Origin of the sequence: Gelidibacter sp. (assembly GCF_039916245.1) — a bacterium.
Lineage (GTDB): Bacteria > Bacteroidota > Bacteroidia > Flavobacteriales > Flavobacteriaceae > Gelidibacter.
Genome location: NZ_JBDSLS010000144.1, coordinates 1 through 25,575 on the forward strand (window position 1 = coordinate 1; position 25,575 = coordinate 25,575).

The window sequence follows — 25,575 nt, forward strand, 5'->3', positions numbered from 1 at the left end:
CCGCCGTTGACGTTGACAATGGAATGGTCTATTTTCATGTTTTCCATCAGGCGCAAAGGCACGACTGCAAACGCCTCGTTGACCTCCCATAAATCAATGTCAGAAGCTTTCATGCCGGCTTTGTGTAATGCTTTTTTAGTAGCTGGCGTTGGCCCTTCAAGCATAATTAAAGGTTCTGAACCAATAATACTGCCCATTTTTATTTTGGCTCTTGGCGTCAATCCTAATTTCTGTCCAATTTCTTTTGTACCAATGAGCATTAATGCAGCGCCATCAACAAGCCCAGAAGAATTACCAGCGTGATGGATATGGTTAATTTGCTCGATTTCTAAATAGGTATCTAAAGCAGTTTGATCGAACAACATGTGTCCCATCATTTCAAACGCTGGATTTAATTTTCCTAAACCTTCTAAAGTAGTATTGGAACGAATATATTCATCTATGGGTAAGATTTCTAAGCCATTGATATCCATAACTGGAATGATCGATTTTTGGAATGCATTTTTCGCCCAAGCCGCGGTGGCTCTTTTTTGAGATTCTAAAGCAAAACGATCCACATCGTTTCGTGAATACCCATATTTTGTGGCTATTAAATCTGCCGAAATTCCTTGTGGCACAAACTTTCCAAAGGCTGCATCGGGTTCCATAACCCAAGCCGAACCATCAATTCCCATAGATACTCTCGACATCGACTCTACGCCACCTGCAATAATAAGATCAGACCAACCAGATATTACGCGAGCTGCCGCCTGATTTACTGCCTCTAATACAGAAGCACAATATCTATTTAATGAAACAGCCGCCAAATGATCGCCGTAATTCGCCACCTGAGCCGCGACTTTAGCAATATTACCTCCCTGCTCGCCGGCTTGCGTGACACATCCTAACACGAGATCTTCTACATAAGACGTATCTAAATTATTACGCTGTTTTAATGCTGAAAGCAAAGTCGTTACTAATTGCACCGGACTGACTTGAGATAAACTCCCTGTGTTTTTCCCGATGCCTCGAGGAGTTCTTACAGAATCATAAATATATGCATCCATTGAATTCAATTATTAAAAGGTTACTAGGTGGTAACATGAAAGATAAAAAAATATGTGACCACATGGTAACGAATTTATGATAAAGATTTATATTTGTCAAATAAAATATTATAAATCTTCAAAATCGACATAAAACTTATAGTATGTAGATTACTACTAATCTGCATTTTAATCTAAAAAATAACCGATATGGCAACGACCTATTTAGAAGAAAATAATAATTTTGATTTTTCATCTGTGGCTATTCAAAATATAATCACAACCATTGATGACGGTAATTCTTCTCCTCTAGATTTTGCACTCAAAGCCTATTACCATATTCGAGATACTTGGCCGTATAATCCCTATCGCTTCAGTTTAATTGAAAACGATTGGAAAGCATCTGAAATTAGCTCACGCAAATCGGGACATTGTTTGGACAAAGCCATTTTACTCATCAGTGTTTTACGCGGAAGAAACATCCCTGCGCGATTAGGCTTAGCAAAAGTTAAAAATCATATTGCCGTTGAGGAAATTGTCGAAAAATTCGGTAATGATGTCCTCGTGCCCCATGGTTATGTGGAGCTATTTTTAAATGACAAATGGGTAAAGGCAACTCCGGCATTTAATAAAACCTTATGTGAAAAACTTCATGTTTCTCCCCTAGAATTTGATGGCCTAAATGACTCCTTGTTCCAATCTTATGATATGTCGGGCACCATCGAATTCATGGAGTATTTAGAAGATTATGGCACTTTTGATCACGTCCCATTATCCTACATGTTCGATTTGATGAAGAACACTTATCCGCCATTGCAAACCGGTCATTTTAAATTAGGTATGGTCTTAAACCTCCATGACATCTCATGAAGAAAGATAGAGCTGCCACCGAAGAGAAAATTTACGAGAGTTTTTTAAGCCTACTAGAAGAAAAAGGCCCTCAAGCCGTCGGCATTAATGCCATTGCTAAAAAAGCTGGGGTTTCAAAGGAACTGATTTACCGCTATTATGGAGGCTTGCAAGGCCTACTCCTTCAACTTGCAAAAAAAGGCGATTTTTTTAAATCGATGCTCGCACTTCATGATCGGGATTTAGAAACGGTAGAAGATCTTAAAGAATTTGCCAAAGCAGGAACCAAAGAACTTCGTGAAAATAAACTGACGCAAGAAATTTTGCGTTGGCAATTACTCGAAAACAATGAAGCTACCCACAATTTATTTAAATACAGTAATAAAGAAATAGGTAAGATATTCGCCATTTCTGATAAAGACAGTTCACTTAACCACGCCTTTCAACTGATGATTGGCGGTTATGTCTATTTCACCCTGCTGTCCAAATTCAATAAAAAGTTTATCACTATCGATTTAACCTCTCAGGATTCGTGGAATAACTTTGATAAAGCAATTGAAAAAACGATTGATTTATTTAATAAGCAGCCAGGTAAAAAGTAACATTTATCAGTATCAAATTTACCTTCAATAAAGTCAGATCACGCCACTTTTCAACCTTAATGTGCTCTATTTTTCGCTATTTTTGCAATCATAAATTCAACCTATGAAAGTTCCTGCAACCATTGCCATCAAATTAAATAAAACAGCTGAAAGAGCAGTGAAACAAGGACATCCTTGGGTTTTTGAACAAAGCATCGAGAAAGCACCAGAAACCAATGCCTTGGCCGGAAGTTTATGCGTCATCTTCGATCAACGCACGAATAAACCTTTTGCCTTTGGATTGTGGGATCCTGAAGAAATCATCCGTATAAAAATCATTTTTAAAGGTGGTCGCTTGCAATTGAACACCGAATTTTGGAAATCTCAACTTAAAGCAGCGTATTCTAAAAGAGAACTTTTAATTCATAATGGCGTTACGGGCTACAGAGGGATTCATGGCGAGAACGATGATTTCCCTGGTTTAATTTTAGATGTGTATGCTAAAATTGGAGTATTGAAAATCTATTCAGACATCTGGAAACCCTACCTTGAAGTCTTGATTACCGAAATTAAAGCCCAATATGATTTAGAAACCATCGTCATCAGATTCAGCCGAAAAATAGCACAAAACAATACGTTCCCCTATCAAGAAGGCGCTATTATTGGTCAACCGCTGTCTTCCGAAAAAGTAGCTTTTGAAGAATATGGTGTGAAATTCTACGCCTATACGCAATCGGGTCATAAAACAGGATTCTTTTTGGATCAACGCCCGAATCGCTTATGGGTTCAGCAACATGCCAAAGGAAAAAGAGTATTGGACGTGTTTAGTTATGTGGGTGGTTTTGGCATTCATGCCTTAAAAGGAAATGCCAAATCATTGACGTCAATTGACATCAGTCAACATGCGATGGATGTGGCTTCTGAAAACATTGCCCTCAATAAAATCGATGCTTCAAAATGGACACCCATGGCCGCAGATGCCTTTGTGGCCTTGAATGAATTGATCGCGCAAAAAGCGCAATTTGATATGGTGATCATTGACCCCCCGTCATTTGCAAAGCAAGCCAGCGAAGTGGTTAGCGCCTCAAAACAATACGAAAGATTAGCTCGTTTAGGAAAAGAATTGGTGGCTACAAAAGGCACATTAATTTTAGGCTCCTGTTCCAGCCGTATCAGTTTAGAAGACTTCGAAAAGATCCATCAAAACGCAAAAATCACAAGCGCTAACGGTTGGAAGTATTTACACCATACTTTACATGATGATGACCACCCGATCACGTTTCCAGAAAGCAACTATTTGAAGACGATCTTTTATCAAAAGGGATAGATGTAATGTTTTTCTTCATAGTTTTTTAGGATGGTAAGAACAGTTCCCACTCAAAATTTTTCCCGCAGATAGCGCAGATTTTTGATTCTGAAAATCTCTTACATTCGTGAAATGTAAACCTGTATTTTAAGAATTCGCGAAAATTCGTGCAATTCGTGTCAAAAAACTTTGATCCTAACGCAGATTCTGGATTCTGAAAGACTTCTACATTCGTGAAATGTAAAGTTGTATTTTTAAGAGTTCGAGCGAATTCGTGCAATTCGTTTCAAAAAACTTTGAACCTAACGCAAATTCCTGGCTCTGAAAACCTTTTACATTCGTGAAATGTAAAGTTGTATTTTAAGAGTTCGAGCAAATTCGTGTAATTCGTGTCAAAAAAAACTTAGAAGCTAATGGAAATTTACAGATTCTTGATTCCGAAAACATCTTGCATCCGTGAAAATCCGTGAAATCCTTGTCAAACCTTTTGGACATCAAAAAACCCACACATAACCACTTAAGGCATTACCGTTTTGGTGTATCAGGAAACTGAACTTTATCAGGAGCCGCATTCAACAACGGCAAGGCATATCTCAAAATACGATTGCGTCGTCCCGTAGTATCTATTGGCTCCACTGGATAAGAAATTACAGCTTCCATCCATGCCCTTGTATTTATCCTAAAATAAACCGCGGGTTTCCATTGCTCATAACCTTTACCCGAACGCTGTGGGTAATGTTCCATAAAATCTTTGTGAGCAGCCTCCAACAGACATTTTTCCACAAACTCTAAATCTGTCGTATAAAGCACTTGAATGGCAGTTTCATCCCAAATAAATGGAATTTGCGGGCCGGAATAATTAATAACTTCCTCTCTCAATATCAAACTATTGGGAAAACGAATGATTCTACCGCTCATTCTATCGTTGCCTAAATAATCGCCACTGCACTCTAAAATTGACGTATCCAGATAACTGATTTCAACTACATCCCCGCGAAACCCCTTGACTTGAATACGATCTCCGACTAAATACGACCGTCTAAAAATCAAATAAATCCAAGCAATAAAAGAAGTGATGGGTGCCTGCAATGCAAAACCGACAACCAACGAAAATAATCCAACACTAAGCGCGGCCGCATAAAGACTCTTAAATAAAAAAGAAATAACCACGATTAAATTGAATACAATCGTAAGAAACCTAATAATTCGCAACAGATTATACCGATCGCCTTCACTTCGCGCCTGAGCAGTGACTACTTTTTCAATGATTTTACTGATCATTAAGATTAAGGAAATCAAAAACAAACTGAGGGTCAATTTCTTTAAGAAAGGCGTCAATTTCCCCCACAACTCAAAAAACTCTAAGTCCAAAACATAATGTACTGCTATCAATAACACCGCCATGACGATGTAAATTGTAATTGCGTGTTTCTTCTGGTTTTTCATAGCTTTTCGCTTTCTATTTATAATTGCGAAATTAACACATCTTCTTAAATTATTCAGAATTTTTGAATCATTGTTGTCCGATTAAAGTTGCGATGATCTACTAAGAATAGTGATAAATAAAAGTCTTTAAATGTTTTTGATCCTCAATCTCCTACATTTCGAGGTTTTTTGAAAACTATTGCTAAAAAATCATAACACATTCTAATTATGAATTTCACAGCACTTATTTTCAATCACTTACGAGTTTAGTCTTTGTTCTTGGTTCTATTAGCGAAGCGGCGGTTACTGAGCTTGTCGAAGTGTCTTAATTCTTTTCCGGACAATAGTGTTTTTGAATAAGATATAGACAAAAGTCTTTATAATAGAACGATGTCATTGTCAAGAATTGGTGGGTTTTAGGTTCTCCGTGAATAATTAAACACTGCCTATTATCGATAGTTCAATTACCTTGAAGAGGACAGTCATAAGATTGACTAATTTGTGAATTGTTTTTTTTTGTAATTGCTTGATTAGAAAATGAATGGGTGGCATTTAAAAATAGTCGAACTTATCTTATATTTGATGTATAAAATCCAAAGTGAAATGTTCAGAAGCCTTGACATTTTAGGTTTTTGCTCATCCACTTGACCTGCAACCCACAAAAAACTAAAATTATGTCAGAACAAAAAGTATTCGAAGCCAGTCCTGAAAGTAAGGGCAAAGCAAAACAGTTACGTCTTTTCGCATTTTTAGCCTGGATTATCGCCATTGCTGGACAGATATTCGCCATTTTCAAATTAATCCACGATGAAACCTTGGTTTGGTTAATCGTTGTTATTGTCGCCATCCTTGCCTTATCCATAACGGCGTCAATGCTTTGGAAAAAAGCCAATCGTTTGGATCCTGCTTCTGAACAAAACAAGACCAAGTTTTTTGTTCAAAATCAGCTGGGTGCCATTATGGGCGTATTAGCATTTTTGCCTTTGGTAATTCTCATCTTTATGAACAAAGATGTTAATGGCAAAACAAAAGGAATTGCAGGTTCAATTGCGGTTGTTGCGCTACTGATTGCTGGTATTTCTGGGGTAGATTTTAATCCGCCATCCATTGAAAAATATACCAAAGAAATCAACGAACAAACCAGCGTTTTAAAAGATCTCAATTTTGATAATGATCATGTCTATTGGACGACTGCCGGAAATAAATACCATATTTTTAAAGACTGTCAACACATTAAAGGAAGAGAAGGCATCTCCGAAGGAACGGTTAAAGAATCATGGGAAAAGAAAGGCATTTCTGAACTTTGCAAAACTTGTGAAAAGAGAGCGCTGAAAATCAAAGGTGTTTCTGAGGAAGCCGTTGTTGATCCCTCTTAAAAGACATAATAGCTTATTATTTTTAGTTTATAAAATACAAGGAATCCGTTTTTGATGACATCGAAAACGGATTTTTTATGACTATAGCTCATCTACTAAATCTATGAATTAAAGCGCCATCGCAATCTAAAAAATGAAGGCTTACTTTTTGAAAAAGCATGATGAATTAACAGATTTAGATAGGACTTACATTTTAAGCTTTGTAATTTATCTGGATTATATGCGATAAAAAGCCTTGTAAATGCCGATCTTTGCGGACTATTAACGCCTTCACAAAAAGACCCCATTATAATGATTATACGAAAAGCAATTTTAGAAGATTCTGACGCGATCGCAACTTATCTGCTGTTAGCCATGGAAGACATTGTCTGCGAATTTATCGGACAAAACGATCCCAAAAAGGCTAAGGAGTTTCTGCTTCATTTTGTACAAAAAGAAAACAATCAATACTCCTATCAGAACTGTTTCGTAGTTGAAGGAGACCATCAAATCATTGCCGCAGTAAACATTTACGACGGTTCCGAATTAAAACGCTTAAGAGCACCGATCATACAATACATTGAAACGCATTTCTCGAAAGTTTTCAATCCTGAGGATGAAACACAGCCCGGCGAATTTTACATAGACTCCTTAGGCGTCAACCCAAATCATCAAGGCAAAGGTATCGGCGCTAAATTATTACAGTTTTTAATCCATTATTATGTGACTCAAAACGATAAAGCCATTGGCCTTCTGGTAGAGGAAAGCAATCCGAATGCTAAACGCTTATATTTAAAACTGGGGTTTGAGCCTGTTGGAGAAATAATGCTAGTCGGTAACAAATTATTGCATCTTCAGGTCAAACCGAAGTCCATAACGTCATAAGAGGTTAAATCAATTACGACCCTATTTTTAAAAAACCATTCCTCTTTAAAACTGATAATTCGGATATTCTAATCCATAATTATTTATTAATTTAGAAGTCTTAAAACCAAGGCTGCTCCTCACTTTTCATAATAAATAATTCCTCATGATACAGACTAGAATTGGAACTCAGGATGACATCAAAGGCATTCTATCGCTTCAAGAAAAGTACCTCTACAGAAATTTAACTGATCAAGAACGAGAAAAAGGATTTGTGACCACGCCTTTTACGATTCCTCAAATTGAAGAAATCATTCAACAAAACGGGATATTTATCGCAGAAAATGAAGACGATGGCATTATTGCCTACGCCTTTGCAGGAAGTTGGAGCAATTTTGAGCAATGGGAAATTTTCATTTATATTGTCTCTCGTTTTCCACAGTTGTCGTTTCATGGCAATCACATCACAACAGAAAACAGTTTTCAATATGGCCCCGTTTGCATTGATGAACGTTATAGAGGTAGAGGTTTGTTGAATCAAATTTTTGAAGAAATGCGCCTTGAATTCCTTAAAAAGTATCCAATCTCCATAACCTTCATCAATAAAATCAATGTGATTTCTGAAAAGGCACACACTAAAAAATTAGGCTGGGAAATTATCGATGAATTTCAGTTTAATAATAACACGTATATCGGATTAGCGTTTGATATGAAAAATTCTGTATTAACCTAGCGGCGGAGGCTTCATGACAATTTCTAAGTGAAACTTTCATTTGAGTTTATAAAAAAGACAACCGCTTTTCGGAATCCCGTCATAAAACCGTAAATTAAGATTTAACCAAACACAGTAAAGACGAATTACATGTTTAGACATCAAGGCAAAAGAAGAACTTTAAAACACAATCTACGTATTGCCACGATTTTGTCTTTTGTTGCCGGAATCGTGAATGTGACCGGTTTCTTAGCCTTCAGCGAATTGACCACCAACGTCACGGGCCATTTTGCGCTATTTATACGCGATGTTGCGGATTTCAAATTATGGAAAGGCACCATCTATTTTCTGTATATTTTTTCATTTCTATTTGGTTCTTTCTTCTCGAGTTTCCTCATTGAAAAGTATAAAGAAAACAAGAAACTGAATGTTTATGTCATACCAACGGTTATTGAAAGTGTGATTTTAATAGGACTTGCCTTTTTTAGCAATTTCCCTAAAACAGAAAACCCTCAACTCATGGTGTGTTTATTATTATTTGTCATGGGACTACAGAACTCGTTTGTGACCAAAATTTCAGATGCTGTGGTTAGAACAACGCATCTCACGGGTTTATTTACCGATTTAGGCATTGAGATTTCCCAATTATTATTTCCAAAATACCGTCCTAAAAGAGCCCATATAAAATCGAACATAAAACTACGTCTTTATATTATTTGCTTCTTTTTCTTCGGAGGATTGACCGGCGGATTTTTCTATTCCAAATTAGATTGGAAGTTAAACACGCTTCTTCTTGGAGCATTAATTTTATTAATAAGTCTATTTTATGACGATTTCAGACTTCGTTTGATCACGACCAAAAGAAGACACAAGCGCATTATTAAATCCATCTTTAAGTCGCGCAAACATATGTCGACCATAGTTGACGGCAAGGAATAACACACTTTTCATCGCGCTTCAATACTAACAAATCTCCCCGATAGTTCTCGTAATCCAAGTCAAAACGAATTTATTTTATAAAAATTTCTAAAATAAATAAAAAATAATTTTGACAAGAACTCCATTCATCGTAATATTACGATACACAAAATGATCTACTTATGGGCCTATCGAAAACCGAGATATTTACCGATCAACAAAACGAGATTTCACAATTTGCCAAGGCTTTTGGACATCCTGCCCGCGTGGCCATTTTACAGCATTTATTCAAAATGGAGGCCTGCATTTGTGGCGATCTTGTTAATGAAATAGGACTTGCGCAACCTACCATTTCACAACATTTAAAAGCATTGAAAAACCTGGGTTTAATTAAAGGCAGCATTGAAGGCACAACGGTTTGCTATTGCATTGATGTGAAAAATTGGACAAAAATGAAGGCTCTCCTATCGGAATTTCTAAATCAGGACATTTCGTTAAAAGAGGAGTGCTGCTAATAAAATTAAGACACGCTTCGCTTTAAGAATCAAGAATAAAGACTAAAACCGTAAAGGACTGAAAATAGAGACTTTGAAATTTACAACTAGTCTATATTTCTATGTGTTGTGTATTTCTAAAAAAAGACAATATCAATAGAACTGCAATAACGGTAACTGTGAAATATCTGAACACTCTAAAAAGTATAATCTGAATAGAACAAATCGCTATAAAATTAATTACCATGAATAAAGAACAAGAATTAAAGGACATCGTCAAAGAGCGTTATGCTAAAATTGCCGAGCAAGGAAAAGCCGAAAATGCCGCCTCATGTTGTGGCGCTACGACACCTTCCAACAAAATTTACAATATTATGATGGATGACTATTCGGAAACGAGTGGTTATAACGCAGAGGCTGATTTAGGTTTAGGCTGCGGACTTCCGACGCAGTTTGCAAAAATTAAAAAAGGGGATACGGTTATCGATCTGGGTTCTGGAGCAGGAAATGACTGCTTTGTTGCTCGACATGAAACCGGTGCCGAAGGCAAAGTTATCGGGATTGATTTCACACCGATCATGATTGAAAAAGCGCGAATAAATGCAGAGAAATTAGGCTATAACAACGTCGAGTTTAGAGAAGGCGATATTGATGCGATGCCCGTTAACGATGCTGTTGCCGATGTGATTGTCAGCAATTGTGTATTAAATCTCGTTCCCGACAAACAAAAAGTGATTGGACAAATTCATCGGGTTTTAAAACCTGGCGGACATTTTAGTATTTCAGATATTGTATTGGTAGGCGATCTTCCTGATACTTTAAGAAATGATGCTGAAATGTATGCCGGATGTGTGGCAGGCGCGATTCAGAAATCAGAATACCTTCAATTAATCATAGATCAAGGTTTCCAAAACCTAACCATTCAAAAGGAAAAACCGATCACGATTCCTGATGATATCCTTATCAAATATCTTTCACAAGAAGAAACTAATGAGTTCAACAAAGGTGCCACTGGAATTTTCAGCATTACCGTTTATGCCGAAAAAGATGGCATTGCCATAGAAAAATCAAAAGTAAAACTATCGGAACTTTGGAAGAGCACGGATTGTTGTTCGCCATCTACCGGATGTTGCTAAGTAAAATAAATCAATGGACTAAACTGCCTTTGTTTTTAAAACAGACTGAAAGTCTGTTAAATTCGTGAAATTAAAAGTAAATAATTTACGCTAATACTTTCAGGGAACGAGTGAATCCGTGTAAATTCGTGAAATTCGTGTCAAAAAATTTTAGAAGATAAAGTGACATGCACTAAAGTTCATACCAGTGACCAATGCTCTAACGGGATTTCAACTTAATTTGAGATCAATAAATTGCTCAGGAAAGCCAAAATAATAGCTGATCTTAATTCTATATTTTTTGATGCCTGAGCAATTTTCATTTTTAGTATCTTCGTCGTTATGAATACACTCGATATTCGCACCGTTGATGTGGTGCAATATATTACACCTTTACGCGAAGGCGGCTCTATGCCCGCCATTGTTAAGGCCAGCGATGGCTTTATGTATGTCCTTAAATTTCGTGGTGCAGGACAAGGAAAAAAAGCACTTATCGCCGAATTTATCGGTGGCGAACTAGCGCGAGCCATCGGACTAAAAGTGCCAGAAGTGGTTTTTATGAACCTTGATGATTCCTTCAGCAAAACGGAACCTGATGAAGAGATTCAGGATTTACTAAAGTTTAGCGTCGGTCTTAATCTTGGTCTGCATTTTTTATCGGGCGCCATCACTTTTGATCCGTTGGTCACAGAAATAGATGGACTTTTGGCTTCTAAAGTAGTTTTGCTAGATAGTATCATCAGTAATATTGACCGCACGCCAAAAAATCCGAACGTCCTTATTTGGAACAAGGAACTTTGGATTATTGACAACGGTGCTAGTTTTTACTTTCATCATAACTGGCCAACTTGGGAAAACCATCTGACCAGAACTTTTCCACTCATAAAAGATCACGTTTTATTAGATCAGGCCACGCAAATATCAGCCGCAGCCAAGCATATTGAATTGACGTTGACCGCTTCTAAAATTGAAGAAATCATCGCGAATATTCCCGAAGATTGGTTAATCCATGAAGGCGATATATTATCTCCAGACGAGATGCGCGCCGCATACACCCAGTATCTGACCACAAAACTTTCAATGATTGACCTATTAGCAAAAGAAGCTCAAGATGCAAGATAAAGTCACTTACGAATATGCAATTATCAGAGTGGTCCCTAAAGTCGAGCGGGAAGAATTCTTTAATGTTGGGGTGCTTCTTTTTTCTAAACGGAAAAAATTCTTGGGCATTAAATATAAGATTGACACCAAAAAGCTTACAGCTTTTTCCGAGGATTTAGATATCACCATGTTGCACAACCATCTCAAAGCTTGGGAACTTGTATGTGACGGTCCTGAAAAAGGCGGAACTATTGGGCAGTTTGAATTATCTGACCGATTTAGATGGCTGGCCGCTTCACGAAGCACGATCATTCAAAGCTCAAAAACCCATCCTGGATTGTGTACAGATCCCGAAGACGAATTGGAAGCGCTTTTCAATACTTTCGTATTATAAATAACGTCGACCTTTTTTGCTTGTTACCTCATTATGAAATACTAAACCACTCATTTTTGTGGCCCTTGGTGTCTCCTTTGTGGAACTTTGTGTCACAGTTTTTCAAATAGCAACAACACGTCTCTCGTCCTATTTCCCGTAGATTTTCACAGATTGTAGATACGCAGATCAGTATATGTTTTTATGGAAGAAGCTTTGAAGTTGAATGAGCGAATTCGTTTTTTTTCGTAAATTTACATTTGAAAAAATCTAAGTTTTCGATCTTAAACCAAAGCTATTCTCTCCTGAAATATTATTTGATGTCACACCATATCTCTAAAAACCTCATCTTTTTCACGCTCGTTCTATTCGCTTTTGCAAACTGCAAAAATCCTTCCGCCAAAAAAGAAGAACGTGTTACTGAAATTCCAGAACATATCTTATTAAAGGAGCAACCAAAAGATATTCCAACACCAGAAGGCATGGTTTGGGTGGAGGGCAAAACATTTACACAAGGCGCAAAACCAGGCGACCCGTTTGCGCTGCCAAGAGAGCAACCGGCACATAAGGTTACTGTGGATGGTTTTTTTATGGATATTACTGAAGTGACCAATAAACAGTTTAAAGCTTTTGTAGATGCCACAAATTATATAACGGTAGCAGAACGTCCCATCGACTGGGAAGACATGAAAAAAGAACTACCAGAAGGCACACCAAAACCAGCCGACAGCATCCTTCAACCCGGAAGTTTAATATTTAACAGGGATGTAAATATAGTTTCGGATATGGACAACTACACGCAATGGTGGTTGTGGAAAATTGGCGCCAATTGGAAACATCCTGAAGGTCCAAAAAGCAATATCGATGGCAAAGATAATTATCCGGTGGTGCACGTGGCTTACGAAGATGCTTTGGCCTTTTGCAAATGGGCGAACCGTCGCTTACCAACCGAAGCCGAATGGGAATCTGCTGCACAAGGAAAAGATACGGAGCACATCTATACTTGGGGTAATGACCCAAGCCTACTAAACGCTTCTGCAAATACTTGGCAAGGAACGTTTCCTGTAAAAAATGAAAGTGTCGATGGTTTTGAGTTAATTGCACCATCAAAATCCTATGCTCCAAACAGTATTGGGCTTTATGATATGCTTGGAAACGTTTGGGAATTGACCAGTGATTGGTTTAACGTGGATTATTACAAACAATTAGACCCTTCAAAACCTTTAATAAATCCGACAGGTGCTGACAAATCTTACAGTCCAGATAATCCTTATCAAAAAGAACACATTATAAAAGGCGGTTCATTTTTGTGCCATGCATCCTACTGCTCGAGTTTTAGAATTTCTGCACGCATGGGCACCAGTTTAGATTCTGGATCTGATCATGTTGGTTTTAGAACGGTGGCGACAGTGGCGATGCTGAGGAAGTAGAATTTAGACCGCTGCGCTCTTAGAATATAGAGGGTAGAAAATAGACTTGTGTCGTAAAGATTTGAACATAGGGCTTAAAATGAAAATTCTTTTTAAATCAGCATGGTTTATTAAGATTTCTAATAAATTACATATAGGGACATCATCAACTTGCGTGGCTAGTTTACCGCTAGGAAAACCTTAATCCCCTAATTAAAACAAAAAACAACCTAAACAATCATATCCTAAAGCACCACAACCCGACAAACCTTCTGGTGCTGAGTTTAAAAACCGACTGAAAGTCTGTTGCATTCGTGAAATCTGTAGCAATTGATTAATGACGAGTTTTCAAGTAGCGAGTGAATTTGTGCAAATTCGTGAAATTCGTGTCAAAATTTTAAATTTAAAGAGACTTACTTTAGAGTATGTGTCGGTATGACAAACGTTCTAGCAGCCTTGTCTGCCTGGAATCAGGAGAGGTTTAAACCTCAATTGAGGCTCATAAATCTCTTGAAAAAGAAAGAGGATTACAACTTAAATTTCAAGTCGTAATCCTCTAACATTATTTATAAATGCCCATAGAAAAGACCTTTATTAATTTGCTGCTGGTAGTTCGCGGGTTAACCAACCTCTTCTACTCGCTGTTGCTATGGCATAAGGAGTGATCCAAAACAACCCAAAGGTGTATAAAATACTATATGAATATGCCCAAAAAGACTCTGTAAAGCTATAACGTTTTGCATAAAACAATACTGGGAAACTTGACAAAACCAAGATACTAGCAAACGTAGAGACGATGAATAGTACCGGATGCATTATAATAAAGAACAACATAAATACTAAAAACGGATAGCTCATGATGATTTTAGACGATTGACTGATAAACAATAAGCGTATTCCTATTTTAGAGCCTTCTCTAAAATTCGTGAAAACATATTTTGACATTTGAATATTTTCACGCACGTTACTTCTACCCCATCTGATAAACATTTTGTACAAGCCTTTGTAACGCTCAGGCACATTGGTATAACAGTAGGCATTTCTTTGGAAAAGCACATATTTACCTTGTTTCAAAATCATATTGGTCATGGCACGATCTTCTCCAATATCGGAAGGTTGTCCCATAAAGGTTTGATTGATCCAGTCTTCAAGACAAGCGAAAACTGCCGTTCTTTTATAGGCCGCCAAAGCTCCAGGAGTACAAAGTACAGAGTTCAAACTACTTTCTGCAGAACGTACAAATTCAAAACTCAATACAAAACTCACATTCAACATTTTCGGCAATAAAGCTCTTTCATTATTCAGAACGCGAATGTTTCCAGCGACGGCACCACAGTTTTCATTAACTACAAACGGACTCACTAAATTTCTAAGCGTATCCGTTTTTACGACAGAATCACTATCTACAGTCACAAAAACATCTCCTTTACCTAAATGAAATCCACGGTATAGCGCGTGACGTTTTCCTTTGTTTTTTGGTTGTTGATAAATAGATAAACGATCGCCCAATTTTCTTTTAGCTTGCTGCATCCAGTACCAAGTATCATCTTTACTTCCATCATCAATGGCCAAGATCTCTAATTTTCCTTCTGGATAATCGCTATCAGCTAAACTCATTAAGGTATCCCAAACTTGTTTTCCTTCATTGTAAGCAGGAACGATTACCGTACACGTAGGTAACTCTTCATTAGAAACAGATTTAATCGCTTTATATCTAAAATACAGATATAGATTATAAATGAAGAAAGCCGCCTTAAAGAAAAATAACCCCGTGGCGACAGTTAAAAAGATCAGTCCAAAAGTAGAGTTCACACGCTCTTCTCTGAATTGTGCAAAATCATTTTGTAAATCAAAGACCAAAAACACAGAACCAATCATCAGTATAAACGTACTGATCAAGACGAGTATACCCCATGGATTAATTGATTTTGTTGAATTTAAGCCATTAAAAAAGGAACCTTTTTTTAAAGTCCCGTTGGTTGTTTTACCTGCTACAGAAATTTTTTCCCGTTTTAAAGTTGTCGTTTCAATGTTCATATTTAGATGTATCAATTTATTGTTTTAATTAATCGCTTTCATCTAGTAATTAGCAACACCTGTGCCATCTGTAAAAAGTGTGGTTTTCAGGCTTATTTATAGAGTTGGGAGTTAAAAAGTGTGTAAATTTTACTCATGCCAAGAGATTTTACACACGTATTTACACAGTGTAAAGGTTATTCACACAATTTGCCGGTATCTTCAAAGAGCTGGAAAACGATGGATCAATGACTTTTAACAATAACCATTCAAAAGAATGGAAAAACAAAAAACCGAAGACGAATCTCCGGTTTTTAATATGCATTCAATCCTTATTTTATTCTTTTACTATAAATTCTGAACGTCTGTTCTTGTGATGCTCTTCTTCCGAACAATCAACACCATTATTACAGTTATTGACCAATTCGGTTTCACCCAATCCAACAGCTGATAATCTTGTGGCATCGATTCCGTTTGCTACTAAAGAATTTAAGGTAGATGTGGCACGACGCTGAGACAATGCTTTGTTATAAGCGTCATTACCACGGCTATCCGTATGTGCTCTGATTTGTATTTTTAAATTAGGATACTGATTGAGTGCCGCCAAGAGCTTTTCTAACTCTACTTGAGCGTCTTTTCTAATGTCAGACTTGTCAAAATCAAAATAAATAATCGGAATATTTAAAACTTTGGCCAAATCAGTTCCAGGGACTAAAGCAACCTCATTAAGCTGCAGCTTGAAACTCACTTCTTGATGGGCTAAACCTGATTGGGTCAGCGACTCATCGGCATCGTAATTATCTAAAGATGCTCTAACAAAATACGCTTCAAACTTATTTGTAAACATTCTATATTGACCGTTTTCGTTCGTATTAGCTTCCTCAAACACCTTATTCTCAGAATCAGTTAAAACAACGCTAGCATCCTTGAGAGGCAATCCTGTTTGTTTATCTATAACCGTGCCTTCAATCACAGCCGCATAAACATCAATGATTGGCAAAGTTTCTAAAAACGAATAAATGTTGTCATACACAAACTCCCTTTATAAAATAGCATTCCAATCTATGTGATTACGAAAAAAGAATCCAACTTGATTTAAAAAAACCGACGCCCTTAAATCAAGAGAAAGAATAACAATTTTAGAACAAGTGATTAAAAATCACACTCCAAAAATATCTACATGTCAAATAAGCTATTCAATTACAACTTGTAGAAAAAGAAAAAGCATTCTTCCTAATTCAGTTGAATCAAGAAGAATGCTCTTATTAGTTTTGATATTAAAAGATACTTATAGCATCATTACTCAAACTATCATAAAAATATTATTTACCGTAAAGCACATTGGTATTACCACCTCCCGTTAAACTAATATCAACAGGTGCATTGGTTTTCCAATGGCCACGTGTGAAATCTGGAACATCTATGGAATTAGAGCGGTTAGCTACAGATTGTTCGCTCAAAGGAGTAATGGCACTCCAAAGCGCCGCATCATAAACATCCTGATCTAATGGCAGTCCATTGCGCAAACAATCGATTAAGCGCCAATCCATCATAAAGTCCATGCCGCCATGACCTCCCACTTGTTTGGCCAAGTCGCCCACTCTTTTTACGATTTCTGGCGTGTATTTTTCCTCTACAGCCTTAAATTCTTGATCATTTAACCAAGAATGGCCTTTTCCGATTTTTTCTGAGGGCCACTTTCGAGCGATGGCTTCGGTACCGCTTACCAAATGAATTCGCGAATATGGCCGTGGCGAACTCACATCATGCTGAACCATGATACTTCTACCATTTTTGGTTTTAATCATGGTAGTATTCATATTGCCTCTATAATCAGCATTTTCAAAAGGCTTAAAGAAATCATCTTTGGCTGACAGATCCTTTGCCATTGGTCCCATAGAAAAATCAGCACTTGAAAGCGAGGTTAAATAATCCATTTGATCCCCACGGTTCACATTCATAATTTGACAAATCGGCCCCAAGCCATGAGTCCCATAAAGATTCCCATTGCGGCCAATATTTTCTTTTAAACGCCACATATCCTGAAAGGCATTTTTATTAAAATTCAGATCTACCAGATCATGGATATACGCCCCTTCCCCATGGACGATATCGCCAAAATAACCTTGTCGAGCCATATTTAAAGTAAGCAACTCAAAAAAGTCATAGCAACAGTTTTCGAGCATCATACAATGCATTTTCGTCTTTTCAGAGGTTTCCACCAATTCCCAGCACTCATCTATGGTTTTGGCTGCAGGTACCTCAACCGCCGTGTGTCGACCAGCGTTCATGGCATAAACCGCCATGGGTACGTGTAAATCCCAAGGGGTAGCGATATAAATCAGATCCAAATCTTCCGTATCGATCATCTCTTTCCAAGCATTTTCGGTACCGCTATAAATTTTAGGATTGTGTGAGGTACCGTCCAATAATTTCTTGGCACTTTCAGCTTGTTTCGGTCTTAAGTCACATAAAGCTTTTATTTCAACTCCTTCAATGTAGCTCATGCGTTTAACTGCTCCAGGACCGCGCATCCCCAAACCTATAAAACCAATTTTAACGGTTTCTATTTTAGGTGCTGCGTAACCTGACATGTTAAAACGAGACACGCCTCTATTAGGTGGTGTCAAAATATTTACGGCAGGACCGCAACTTACCAGTCCGCCGGCAGCCATTCCAAGCCCGGCTAATCCCGTCAGTTTTAAAAAACTTCTTCTGTTATTCGACTCGCTCATTGTATTATATATTAGATTTCTATTCTTATTATATCTCTTTAAAATGCTCAAATTTCCTATGATTTTGCAGCATATTGGTCACTCCAATAAAAATCGCATCAATCCTATCAATATCTGAAGCGCTAAATATATTAAGTTTATTAAAGACTACAAGAGCGTTTCACTTTAAGAAATATGAATAGGACAGCATGATCATTCAAAACCACCCTATGGCCATGAAGTTTAATGAGTTCAAAGCAATTTAAAAATATGTTAAAAATTAAAATGCCTCTAAAAACATGGCGCTCTCAGAGGCATTCTATATATTAAACCAAATATCACAACTTATTCCAAGTGTCGTTCAGCATATTTATATCTGGTAACATTTTGTTTGGATCCAAAACAACACGTTGAATTTCCTTTTTAGTTTTCAAAAGATGGCTCCAGCTATTGCCACGCTGCCAGATTTCTACTGGAAGCGATATATTTTCGGTCGTGTTATCTGTATAAATCACTTGAAGCTGTACCGGCATTGGGATTTGCCCGTCATTTTCAACAGTTATAAGATAATTCCCTTGATAAGGCTCTACCGAAGAAATGCCTAAATCAATATTTCCATTTCCATAAAACCAACCTCTCCAAAAATAGGATAAATCTTCTCCAGTCGCATTTTCGATATGGTTAAAAAAGTCGTTTGGCTGCGGATGTTTATAGGCCCAATGACGGATATAACTTTTAAATGCATAATCAAAACGCTCAGGCCCCAAGATGTATTCGCGAAGCATAAAAAGACCAGCTGCAGGTTTGTAATAGGCGGTATAGCCCAAGTTTCGTGCATTGGCCACTTCTGGAGACGTATTAATGCCTTCACGGTTTTCAAAAGTGAGGTATCTTACTAAAGTACGAGGCTTATCTGTTGTACTCGGATATTCACCATTATTGAAAGCTACGGTACTATAATGGTTGATGAACGTATTAAACCCTTCATCCATCCATGGGTAACGGCGCTCGTTATTTCCAACGATCATAGGAAACCAGTTATGCCCAAATTCGTGGTCAGTAACGCCCCATAAATCTTCACCCACGCTTTTATAATGACAAAAACTAACGCCAGGATATTCCATTCCCCCAACATTAGCTGCAACATTTATGGCGTTGTGATAGGGATAAGGAAAATAAGTTTTAGAATAAAATTCAACAGACGCTTTCGTATATTCGGTGGAACGCGCCCAAGCGCCCTTGCCGTCACTTTCCTTAGGATAAACTGATTGTGCCAACCCTGTTTTTCCATCGCCTAAATTCATGCGCGCAGCATCCCAAATGAAGGCTTTTGAAGCAGCCCAGGCCACATCCCGTGTGTTTTCCATTTTAAAATGCCAGGTCAATGTTCCACTCGTTTTAGCTTGTGCGAGGGGCTTTCCTACTTCATTAGCCTTGATGATATAAACAGTTTTATCACTTTTTTCAGCTTGCGCCAATCGCTCTTGTTGTGTTTTGGTCAACACTTCCTTTGGATTTTGTAATATTCCTGAACAAACAACCGTTTGATTTGCTGCTGCCGTAATTTTCACATCAAAATTGCCATATTCACAATAAAACTCACCAGCACCTAAATAAGGCTCGGTATTCCAACCGACCACATCGTCAAACACCGCCACACGTGGATACCATTGGGCGATGGCGTAAATTGTTCCGCCTTCAGTTTCCAATCGTCCCATACGATCCATCCCTTCGACGGGAACCTTAAATTTGAAATTCATTTTTATGGTCACTTCGCCTCCTTTGGCTGCTAATGGTTTATCCAAGAAAAGCTGCATTCTGGTATCGTTTACCAAATATTTTGAAGATGTTCCTGTTTTTGTGACTGCAGAAACATTCGACAATTCAAAACCGCCTTCTACATCGCCATTGTAACGATTCCCCAAAACCGGCGTAGTTAATGTGCCGCGAGAGGTTTCGGTAAAACGATCCTGTTCCAAATACAACCAGATAAAGTCCAAGGTTTCTGGGCTGTTATTAATGTAACGAATGGTAACACTACCAGCAACGGTATGATTTTTTTCATCTAAAGTCACTTCCAAATTATAATCGGCAGCATTCTGCCAATACTCTGGACCTGGCTTTCCGGAAGCCGTGCGATAAACGTTCCCTTGTCGATACGATATATCGTCAAAAAGATGTTGATTTCCATAATTTGCTTCCTGAGCAAAAACTGAAAAGGAAAAAACGAAAGCCAACATTGCGAGTAAGGCGTTGCTCTTAAAGTATGTCATGTATTAAATTTTAAAATAGAATTTGATAGCGAAGATACTAATTTGAGGGCAAGTATATTAAAGTTATCTGTTAGAAGTTTACTATCTGATCAAACCTTCACAAGGTTCAAATACGTCCATTTTATGATATGATTAGCAGAATCTTCCTAAAACCTTAATGCTGATAACACCGCCCATTACCGCTTTTAGTCATTCGTTTGCAACGTGCTCCTAATTTTGTTTTCCCAATGCATTGGGTAGAAGTTGAATTTGTAGATGCTTTTGGATCAACAGTCGATTTATTGGAAGTGGACATGATGCCTAAGCTATTGTCCTTGACATTCGGCTTGCATACCGAGCACGCTGTGTATCTCAGCTCTAAAACCTTATCAAAAGCGATTTCATTTTTAGAGTTCTTAAGATAATGACAGGTACTTTTATGATATTTCTCTCCTGTAGTGGTCACATATACGCTTTGCGCAGACAGGTTAACAGCAAAGAACATGAGATTAATAAAAAGAAAGAATTTTATCAATTTCATTTAACCACTGCTTTTTTCTTCATTTGGGAGTCACGCCATTCCCAAGGCGCTATTGGATTCGAATCTTGCCAAAGTCCGATTTTAGATTTCCGGGCCTTATCCTCCATCTGCTGCAAGGTTTTATCTTTTGAATACTGCACATAATGCCACGCCCAACCATTTTTGACCAATTCATGACATAAACTTAAATTATCATCATAAATGACATTAGCGATATAGCGTTTGTATCGGTCTTTGGATTGAACCTTGATAGTTACGGTTTTTCCAAAGATGGCTTTGGAAGTAAACGCTGTGGCCTTTGTAGAAAACGCCTGCTTTTTTTCTGGACAGTCAATATTTGCCAATCGCACTTTTATCAGTGTTGAATCTGCTGTAAGGAGCTTGAAGGTATCGCCATCCATAATGCCCACTACTTTTCCTGTAAAGGGTTGGGAAAAACAACTAAGTGAAATAAAAAATAATAAAACAAATACTCTCATGAAGGTTTAAACTTTGGGGCTTATTTAGAAGGCCAAGATAGCGTTTTTATAAGATTGGGGTTTTACAAAAAAGACAATGGTACTAATTGATGCAACATGCCAAGTAACACCACATTCGATGGTTGGCAGGAAATGCCGTGGATGTTTTTAGAAAGAGCTACTGTTTTTCCTTGATTATTAAACATAAAAAAACCATGCAATTTACCGCATAGCTTTATCTTCATTCAAACTTCCCTCGATTCAACTCAGCCGGTATCAAAAACATCGTAATGTTTACCATTATTTTATCACTTTCAAAACCTCACTCATTATATTTGCAATCAAACTAACATTCCAAATGCTGAAAAAAATACGAATCGACTCCTTTGTCATCGCGATAGTTATTAGTATTCTCCTTGCTTATTTATTCCCACAATTGGGCGCCTCCAATAGTCCCGTGCCCATGAATTTGATCAGTAGTCTGGGCATTTCGTTCATCTTTTTTTTCTACGGACTGAGTTTAAGTTCGCAAGCCTTGAGAGACGGACTTAAAAACTGGAAGCTTCATGCGTCGGTTCAAGGGTCTACTTTTTTATTATTTCCACTACTTATTTTACCGTTCTTCCCTTTAGTGAAAGACACTTCTTATGAAATTTTGTGGTTGGCCTTTTTATTTATGGCGGCTTTGCCCTCTACCGTTTCATCCTCGGTGGTCATGGTATCTATGGCAAAAGGCAACTTACCTGGAGCCATCTTTAATGCCAGTATTTCAGGGATTATCGGCATCATCCTTACCCCGATTTGGCTATTGCCGTTTATAAAACAAACCGATGTTGCCTTCGACTTTTCTGCCATTTATTTACAACTGATAACCGAGATTGTGATTCCGTTAGCATTAGGATTATTGCTACGAAAGTTTCTTGCAGCATGGGCTATGAAACACAAACGTACCTTGAATAAATTTGACAAATTCATCATTTTACTGATCATTTATAAGAGCTTTGTACACTCATTTGAAGACAGAATTTTCAGCAGCGTGAGCCTCCTTGAAATGCTGGTCATGGTCGCCTTGGTTGTCGTGTTATTTGTTGTGGTATATGCTCTGACAGGCTGGATCGGAAAAGTATTAAAATTCAATCATGCCGATCAAATCACGAATCAATTTTGTGGCACCAAAAAATCATTGGTGCATGGCACTGTATTTTCTGAAGCCTTATTTGGCCAAACCAACATTGTCGGTATTATTTTATTGCCGTTGATGATATATCACGCCCTTCAGATTTTAATTATAAGTGTGATTGCTACAAAAAAAGGAAAGGAACTGATGGAAATTGAGGAGTTGATTTAAGATCACGGAATTTCCAATATATAAAATACAGTGTTACTTGGTAGTGATTTTTATTTTTCAAGCGCTTCTACGCTTAAAACAAACCTTTATAATCTTGCACAATACGCTCTAAACCAAAAATCAACGACTTTGAAAACACGGGGCCTTTAACTATATTAGAGATCACTTAAAAACTAAACTCATGAATTCAATAAAAATCATCGGTGCCATTTTAATCCTTGTCAGTATAGGCTTTGGATATCTCGGCTTCAATAAGGTTGCCGACAACACTGCAGAAGTAAAATTTTTAGGATTAAAAATCGACGCTTCAAACGAATCTGGAAAACAACAAGGGTATATTTATTTAGGACTGGCAGCCATCCTTTTAGCAGGAGGAATTTATACCATCAACAAGTCTAAAAAATAAACCTTTGGCGGTATATTAAATAGAAAAAGGTCGTTCGAAAATTAATTTCAAACGACCGCCTTAATTTCTATAAAGTAAGCTTCTTATTATTTCTTAGACATCAATACCGTATCAATAACATAAATGATACCATTTGAAGCGGGAACGTTAGCTAAAACCACTTGTGCTTTTTTACCAGATCCATCTTTGATCACAAATTTATCGCCATTCATTGAAGCCGTCAATTCATCCCCTTTTACAGTTTTAAAGGTATACGATCCGTTTCCACCTTTAATGTCAGCCATCAATTTATCTGAGGTAATAATTCCAGGAACCACATGATAGGTCAACACATCGGTTAACATTTTCTTGTTTTCTGGCTTCATCAAATCATCTCTTGTTTTTTGAGGCAATTTCTCAAAAGCTTGATTGGAAGGTGCAAACACCGTGTATTCTCCTGGTTCAGACAACATGGTCGCCAAGTCGGCCGCTTTTAAAGCACTCACCAAAGTTGACAGATCCTTATCAGCCATGGCTTTACCAGCAATACTGTTTGCTTGCGCTTCTTCTTTGAGCTTGGTTGCCTTAGCTTCTTGAGCTTTCATTTCATTTTGAGCTTTTTCAGCATTTTCCATTTCAATACGCTCGTTTTCCATTTTAATTTGTTGCTCTTTCTTTTTACCATCTTCACAAGAGGACATAAAAACAAAAGCTGTCAATGCAACTGCAAGAATTAGATTAGTTTTTCTAATAGCCATAATATCATTATTTATTGGTTTATGTTAATATATACGTTTGAAAACTATTTTTAGAACTTTATTAATATACATTTAACATTTAAACTCTAAATTTAATACAAATAATACAATAGTAATCAATTTTACATCTGAGGTATTAATTATGGTATTAACGGACGTTCGTAAACATGTAATAGGATAGATTTGCACACTTAGATCAACGTGATTGGAAGAAAAAGAGAACGCTAACAAAAAACCTATAAAAAAGAAATATAGGATTGTCAGAATAATGCTAAGAATTATTCTGGGCATCTTCTTGTTCTTATTTCTCGTCCTACTTTTTATCCGAAGTCCTTGGGGGCAAGGCATTATTATTGACAAGGCCACTGCTTACGTTTCCAATAAAACCCACACCAAAGTTGAAATTGAACGTCTGTTTCTCACTTTTGACGGCAATCTTCAAATCGAAGGTTTATTCCTTGAAGACACCAAAGGCGATACCTTAATCTATTCGAAATCCCTGGAAGCCAATGTACCTTTATGGGCGATGATTCGCGGCGAAGGCATTGGTGTTGACGCACTTAAATGGCAAGGTTTACGTGCCAACATCATCCGTAAAGATTCGATTTCAGGTTATAATTTCCAGTTTTTAATTGATGCTTTTGCATCCAAAAAAACAGCTCCTATAGCAGCTGACACTACGGCCGCACCCTTAAATATCGTCATAGGAAAGCTCAATTTCAAAGATTTTGACATCGTTTTTGAAGATGAGGTCGTCGGAATTGACAGCCGATTTAAAATTGGAGCGCTCGATGCCGCCATGAAAACCACCGATTTGGAACACATGAAGTTTGAAGCATCGGATTTAAAATTATCTGATACGCGCATCAAATTCATCCAAACCCCTGTTCCCAAAATTCCTGAAGAAAATCCAGCGCCTTTGCCTTCCATATCAGTCGACAATTTGACCTTGACCAACGTGTTTGCCGATTATCAATCGTACAGCGACCGCATTGCAGCAGAAGTTTATATAAAAGATTTGTTTGCAGCAATCCCAAAAGCTGACTTGGCCAATAGCGATTTTGAAGTCAAAACCTTTCGTCTTAAAAATTCGTCGGTCGTACTCCATACCGAAACGGAGTCCAACATTGTAACCCAAAAAGTAGCAGAAGCGACTGAAGCTATCAAACAGGATATTAAAGCTTTTGAATGGCCAGAACTACGTTTAGCAGTAGGCGATCTTGATCTTGAGAATAATAAATTCAGCTATTTTGTCGCTTCCGCAGAAGCTAACGCGGGCAATTTCAACCCGAATGCGATTGTTTTAAGCGATTTGAATATTCAAGCCAACAACATCAATCTGAAAGATAAAACCGCAGAGCTTCATATCGAAAAATCGAATTTCAAAGAGATTTCAGGAATCGACTTAAAGGAATTGAGCCTTAAATTTAATGCAGACGACCATACTTTAAAAGTTACTGATTTACGGGCTGCACTCAACAATAACAGCGTCAACGCTAATTTACGCTTGGATTATCCAAAGCTATCTGCGCTGATTGAATCTCCAGAAAAATCGAAGGTTGACCTTAATATTCCA

General features: G+C 37.5%; 23 protein-coding genes and 1 pseudogene. 15 read left to right on the forward strand and 9 right to left on the reverse strand.

What is annotated here, in order from left to right:
- Positions 1 to 1,046: acetyl-CoA C-acetyltransferase (locus tag ABIQ28_RS07485; RefSeq protein ID WP_348036264.1), on the reverse strand; the 1,046-nt coding region annotated here is incomplete at its 3' end.
- A gap of 189 nt (positions 1,047 to 1,235) precedes the next feature.
- On the opposite strand from ABIQ28_RS07485, the gene ABIQ28_RS07490 reads away from it, so the two are divergent.
- The 3 genes from ABIQ28_RS07490 to ABIQ28_RS07500 all read left to right on the forward strand — a co-directional run bounded on the left by ABIQ28_RS07490 (position 1,236) and on the right by ABIQ28_RS07500 (position 3,782).
- Entirely contained in the window at positions 1,236 to 1,895 is a 660-nt protein-coding gene (locus ABIQ28_RS07490; RefSeq protein ID WP_348036265.1) for a transglutaminase-like domain-containing protein, read from the forward strand.
- The gene (locus ABIQ28_RS07495; protein WP_348036266.1) at positions 1,892 to 2,476 is read left to right on the forward strand and encodes a TetR/AcrR family transcriptional regulator; all 585 of its coding nucleotides are present in this window, start codon (positions 1,892 to 1,894) and stop codon (positions 2,474 to 2,476) included. The genes ABIQ28_RS07490 and ABIQ28_RS07495 overlap by 4 nt, the downstream gene beginning before the upstream one ends.
- A gap of 103 nt (positions 2,477 to 2,579) precedes the next feature.
- Positions 2,580 to 3,782, forward strand: coding sequence for a class I SAM-dependent rRNA methyltransferase (locus tag ABIQ28_RS07500; protein WP_348036267.1), 1,203 nt, complete (start codon positions 2,580 to 2,582; stop codon positions 3,780 to 3,782).
- A gap of 504 nt (positions 3,783 to 4,286) precedes the next feature.
- Here the strand turns inward: ABIQ28_RS07500 and ABIQ28_RS07505 are convergent.
- Positions 4,287 to 5,207, reverse strand: coding sequence for a mechanosensitive ion channel domain-containing protein (locus tag ABIQ28_RS07505; protein WP_348036268.1), 921 nt, complete (start codon positions 5,205 to 5,207; stop codon positions 4,287 to 4,289).
- 653 nt (positions 5,208 to 5,860) lie between these two features.
- On the opposite strand from ABIQ28_RS07505, the gene ABIQ28_RS07510 reads away from it, so the two are divergent.
- From ABIQ28_RS07510 to ABIQ28_RS07550, 9 genes are all read left to right on the forward strand, one after another.
- On the forward strand, positions 5,861 to 6,562 hold the full coding sequence (locus ABIQ28_RS07510) for a hypothetical protein (protein ID WP_348036269.1): 702 nt from the start codon (positions 5,861 to 5,863) through the stop codon (positions 6,560 to 6,562).
- 291 nt (positions 6,563 to 6,853) lie between these two features.
- Positions 6,854 to 7,426, forward strand: coding sequence for a GNAT family N-acetyltransferase (locus tag ABIQ28_RS07515; RefSeq protein ID WP_348036270.1), 573 nt, complete (start codon positions 6,854 to 6,856; stop codon positions 7,424 to 7,426).
- A 145-nt stretch (positions 7,427 to 7,571) separates the two neighbouring features.
- Entirely contained in the window at positions 7,572 to 8,138 is a 567-nt protein-coding gene (locus ABIQ28_RS07520; protein ID WP_348036271.1) for a GNAT family acetyltransferase, read from the forward strand.
- 129 nt (positions 8,139 to 8,267) lie between these two features.
- On the forward strand, positions 8,268 to 9,056 hold the full coding sequence (locus ABIQ28_RS07525) for a YoaK family protein (RefSeq protein WP_348036272.1): 789 nt from the start codon (positions 8,268 to 8,270) through the stop codon (positions 9,054 to 9,056).
- A 161-nt stretch (positions 9,057 to 9,217) separates the two neighbouring features.
- The gene (locus tag ABIQ28_RS07530) at positions 9,218 to 9,550 is read left to right on the forward strand and encodes a metalloregulator ArsR/SmtB family transcription factor (protein WP_348036273.1); all 333 of its coding nucleotides are present in this window, start codon (positions 9,218 to 9,220) and stop codon (positions 9,548 to 9,550) included.
- 224 nt (positions 9,551 to 9,774) lie between these two features.
- Positions 9,775 to 10,665, forward strand: coding sequence for an arsenite methyltransferase (locus ABIQ28_RS07535; protein ID WP_348036274.1), 891 nt, complete (start codon positions 9,775 to 9,777; stop codon positions 10,663 to 10,665).
- A gap of 321 nt (positions 10,666 to 10,986) precedes the next feature.
- Positions 10,987 to 11,766, forward strand: a complete 780-nt coding sequence (locus ABIQ28_RS07540) for a HipA family kinase (protein ID WP_348036275.1) — start codon at positions 10,987 to 10,989, stop codon at positions 11,764 to 11,766.
- A complete protein-coding gene (locus tag ABIQ28_RS07545; protein ID WP_348036276.1) occupies positions 11,756 to 12,139 on the forward strand; it encodes a DUF3037 domain-containing protein in 384 nt (127 codons plus the stop codon). Before ABIQ28_RS07540 ends, ABIQ28_RS07545 begins: the two co-directional genes overlap by 11 nt.
- Positions 12,140 to 12,438: 299 nt before the next feature.
- Positions 12,439 to 13,548: a formylglycine-generating enzyme family protein gene (locus ABIQ28_RS07550; RefSeq protein ID WP_348036278.1), complete on the forward strand. Its 1,110-nt coding sequence runs from the start codon at positions 12,439 to 12,441 to the stop codon at positions 13,546 to 13,548.
- A 573-nt stretch (positions 13,549 to 14,121) separates the two neighbouring features.
- On the opposite strand, the gene ABIQ28_RS07555 is transcribed toward ABIQ28_RS07550, so the two are convergent.
- The 6 genes from ABIQ28_RS07555 to ABIQ28_RS07580 all read right to left on the reverse strand — a co-directional run bounded on the left by ABIQ28_RS07555 (position 14,122) and on the right by ABIQ28_RS07580 (position 21,529).
- Positions 14,122 to 15,564 (reverse strand): glycosyltransferase family 2 protein, encoded by a 1,443-nt coding sequence (locus ABIQ28_RS07555; protein WP_348036287.1) that lies wholly within the window; start codon positions 15,562 to 15,564, stop codon positions 14,122 to 14,124.
- 316 nt (positions 15,565 to 15,880) lie between these two features.
- On the reverse strand, positions 15,881 to 16,576 hold the full coding sequence (locus ABIQ28_RS07560) for an OmpA family protein (RefSeq protein ID WP_348036279.1): 696 nt from the start codon (positions 16,574 to 16,576) through the stop codon (positions 15,881 to 15,883).
- A gap of 289 nt (positions 16,577 to 16,865) precedes the next feature.
- A complete protein-coding gene (locus ABIQ28_RS07565) occupies positions 16,866 to 18,278 on the reverse strand; it encodes a Gfo/Idh/MocA family oxidoreductase (RefSeq protein ID WP_348036280.1) in 1,413 nt (470 codons plus the stop codon).
- 317 nt (positions 18,279 to 18,595) lie between these two features.
- On the reverse strand, positions 18,596 to 20,530 hold the full coding sequence (locus ABIQ28_RS07570) for a M1 family metallopeptidase (protein WP_348036281.1): 1,935 nt from the start codon (positions 20,528 to 20,530) through the stop codon (positions 18,596 to 18,598).
- 154 nt (positions 20,531 to 20,684) lie between these two features.
- The gene (locus ABIQ28_RS07575) at positions 20,685 to 21,050 is read right to left on the reverse strand and encodes a hypothetical protein (protein WP_348036282.1); all 366 of its coding nucleotides are present in this window, start codon (positions 21,048 to 21,050) and stop codon (positions 20,685 to 20,687) included.
- Complete coding sequence (locus tag ABIQ28_RS07580) at positions 21,047 to 21,529, reverse strand: thermonuclease family protein (RefSeq protein WP_348036283.1); 483 nt, start codon at positions 21,527 to 21,529, stop codon at positions 21,047 to 21,049. Before ABIQ28_RS07580 ends, ABIQ28_RS07575 begins: the two co-directional genes overlap by 4 nt.
- Before the next feature lie 337 nt (positions 21,530 to 21,866).
- Between ABIQ28_RS07580 and ABIQ28_RS07585 the strand changes: the two genes are divergently transcribed.
- Together ABIQ28_RS07585 and ABIQ28_RS07590 are read left to right on the forward strand one after the other, a co-directional pair.
- Positions 21,867 to 22,856: a bile acid:sodium symporter gene (locus tag ABIQ28_RS07585; protein ID WP_348036284.1), complete on the forward strand. Its 990-nt coding sequence runs from the start codon at positions 21,867 to 21,869 to the stop codon at positions 22,854 to 22,856.
- 181 nt (positions 22,857 to 23,037) lie between these two features.
- On the forward strand, positions 23,038 to 23,262 hold the full coding sequence (locus tag ABIQ28_RS07590) for a hypothetical protein (RefSeq protein ID WP_348036285.1): 225 nt from the start codon (positions 23,038 to 23,040) through the stop codon (positions 23,260 to 23,262).
- An 86-nt stretch (positions 23,263 to 23,348) separates the two neighbouring features.
- Here the strand turns inward: ABIQ28_RS07590 and ABIQ28_RS07595 are convergent, their stop codons facing one another.
- A complete protein-coding gene (locus ABIQ28_RS07595) occupies positions 23,349 to 23,999 on the reverse strand; it encodes a fasciclin domain-containing protein (protein ID WP_348036286.1) in 651 nt (216 codons plus the stop codon).
- Positions 24,000 to 24,267: 268 nt separating this feature from the next.
- On the opposite strand from ABIQ28_RS07595, the pseudogene ABIQ28_RS07600 reads away from it, so the two are divergent.
- Positions 24,268 to 25,575, forward strand: a pseudogene (locus ABIQ28_RS07600) (translocation/assembly module TamB); the annotation flags it as partial.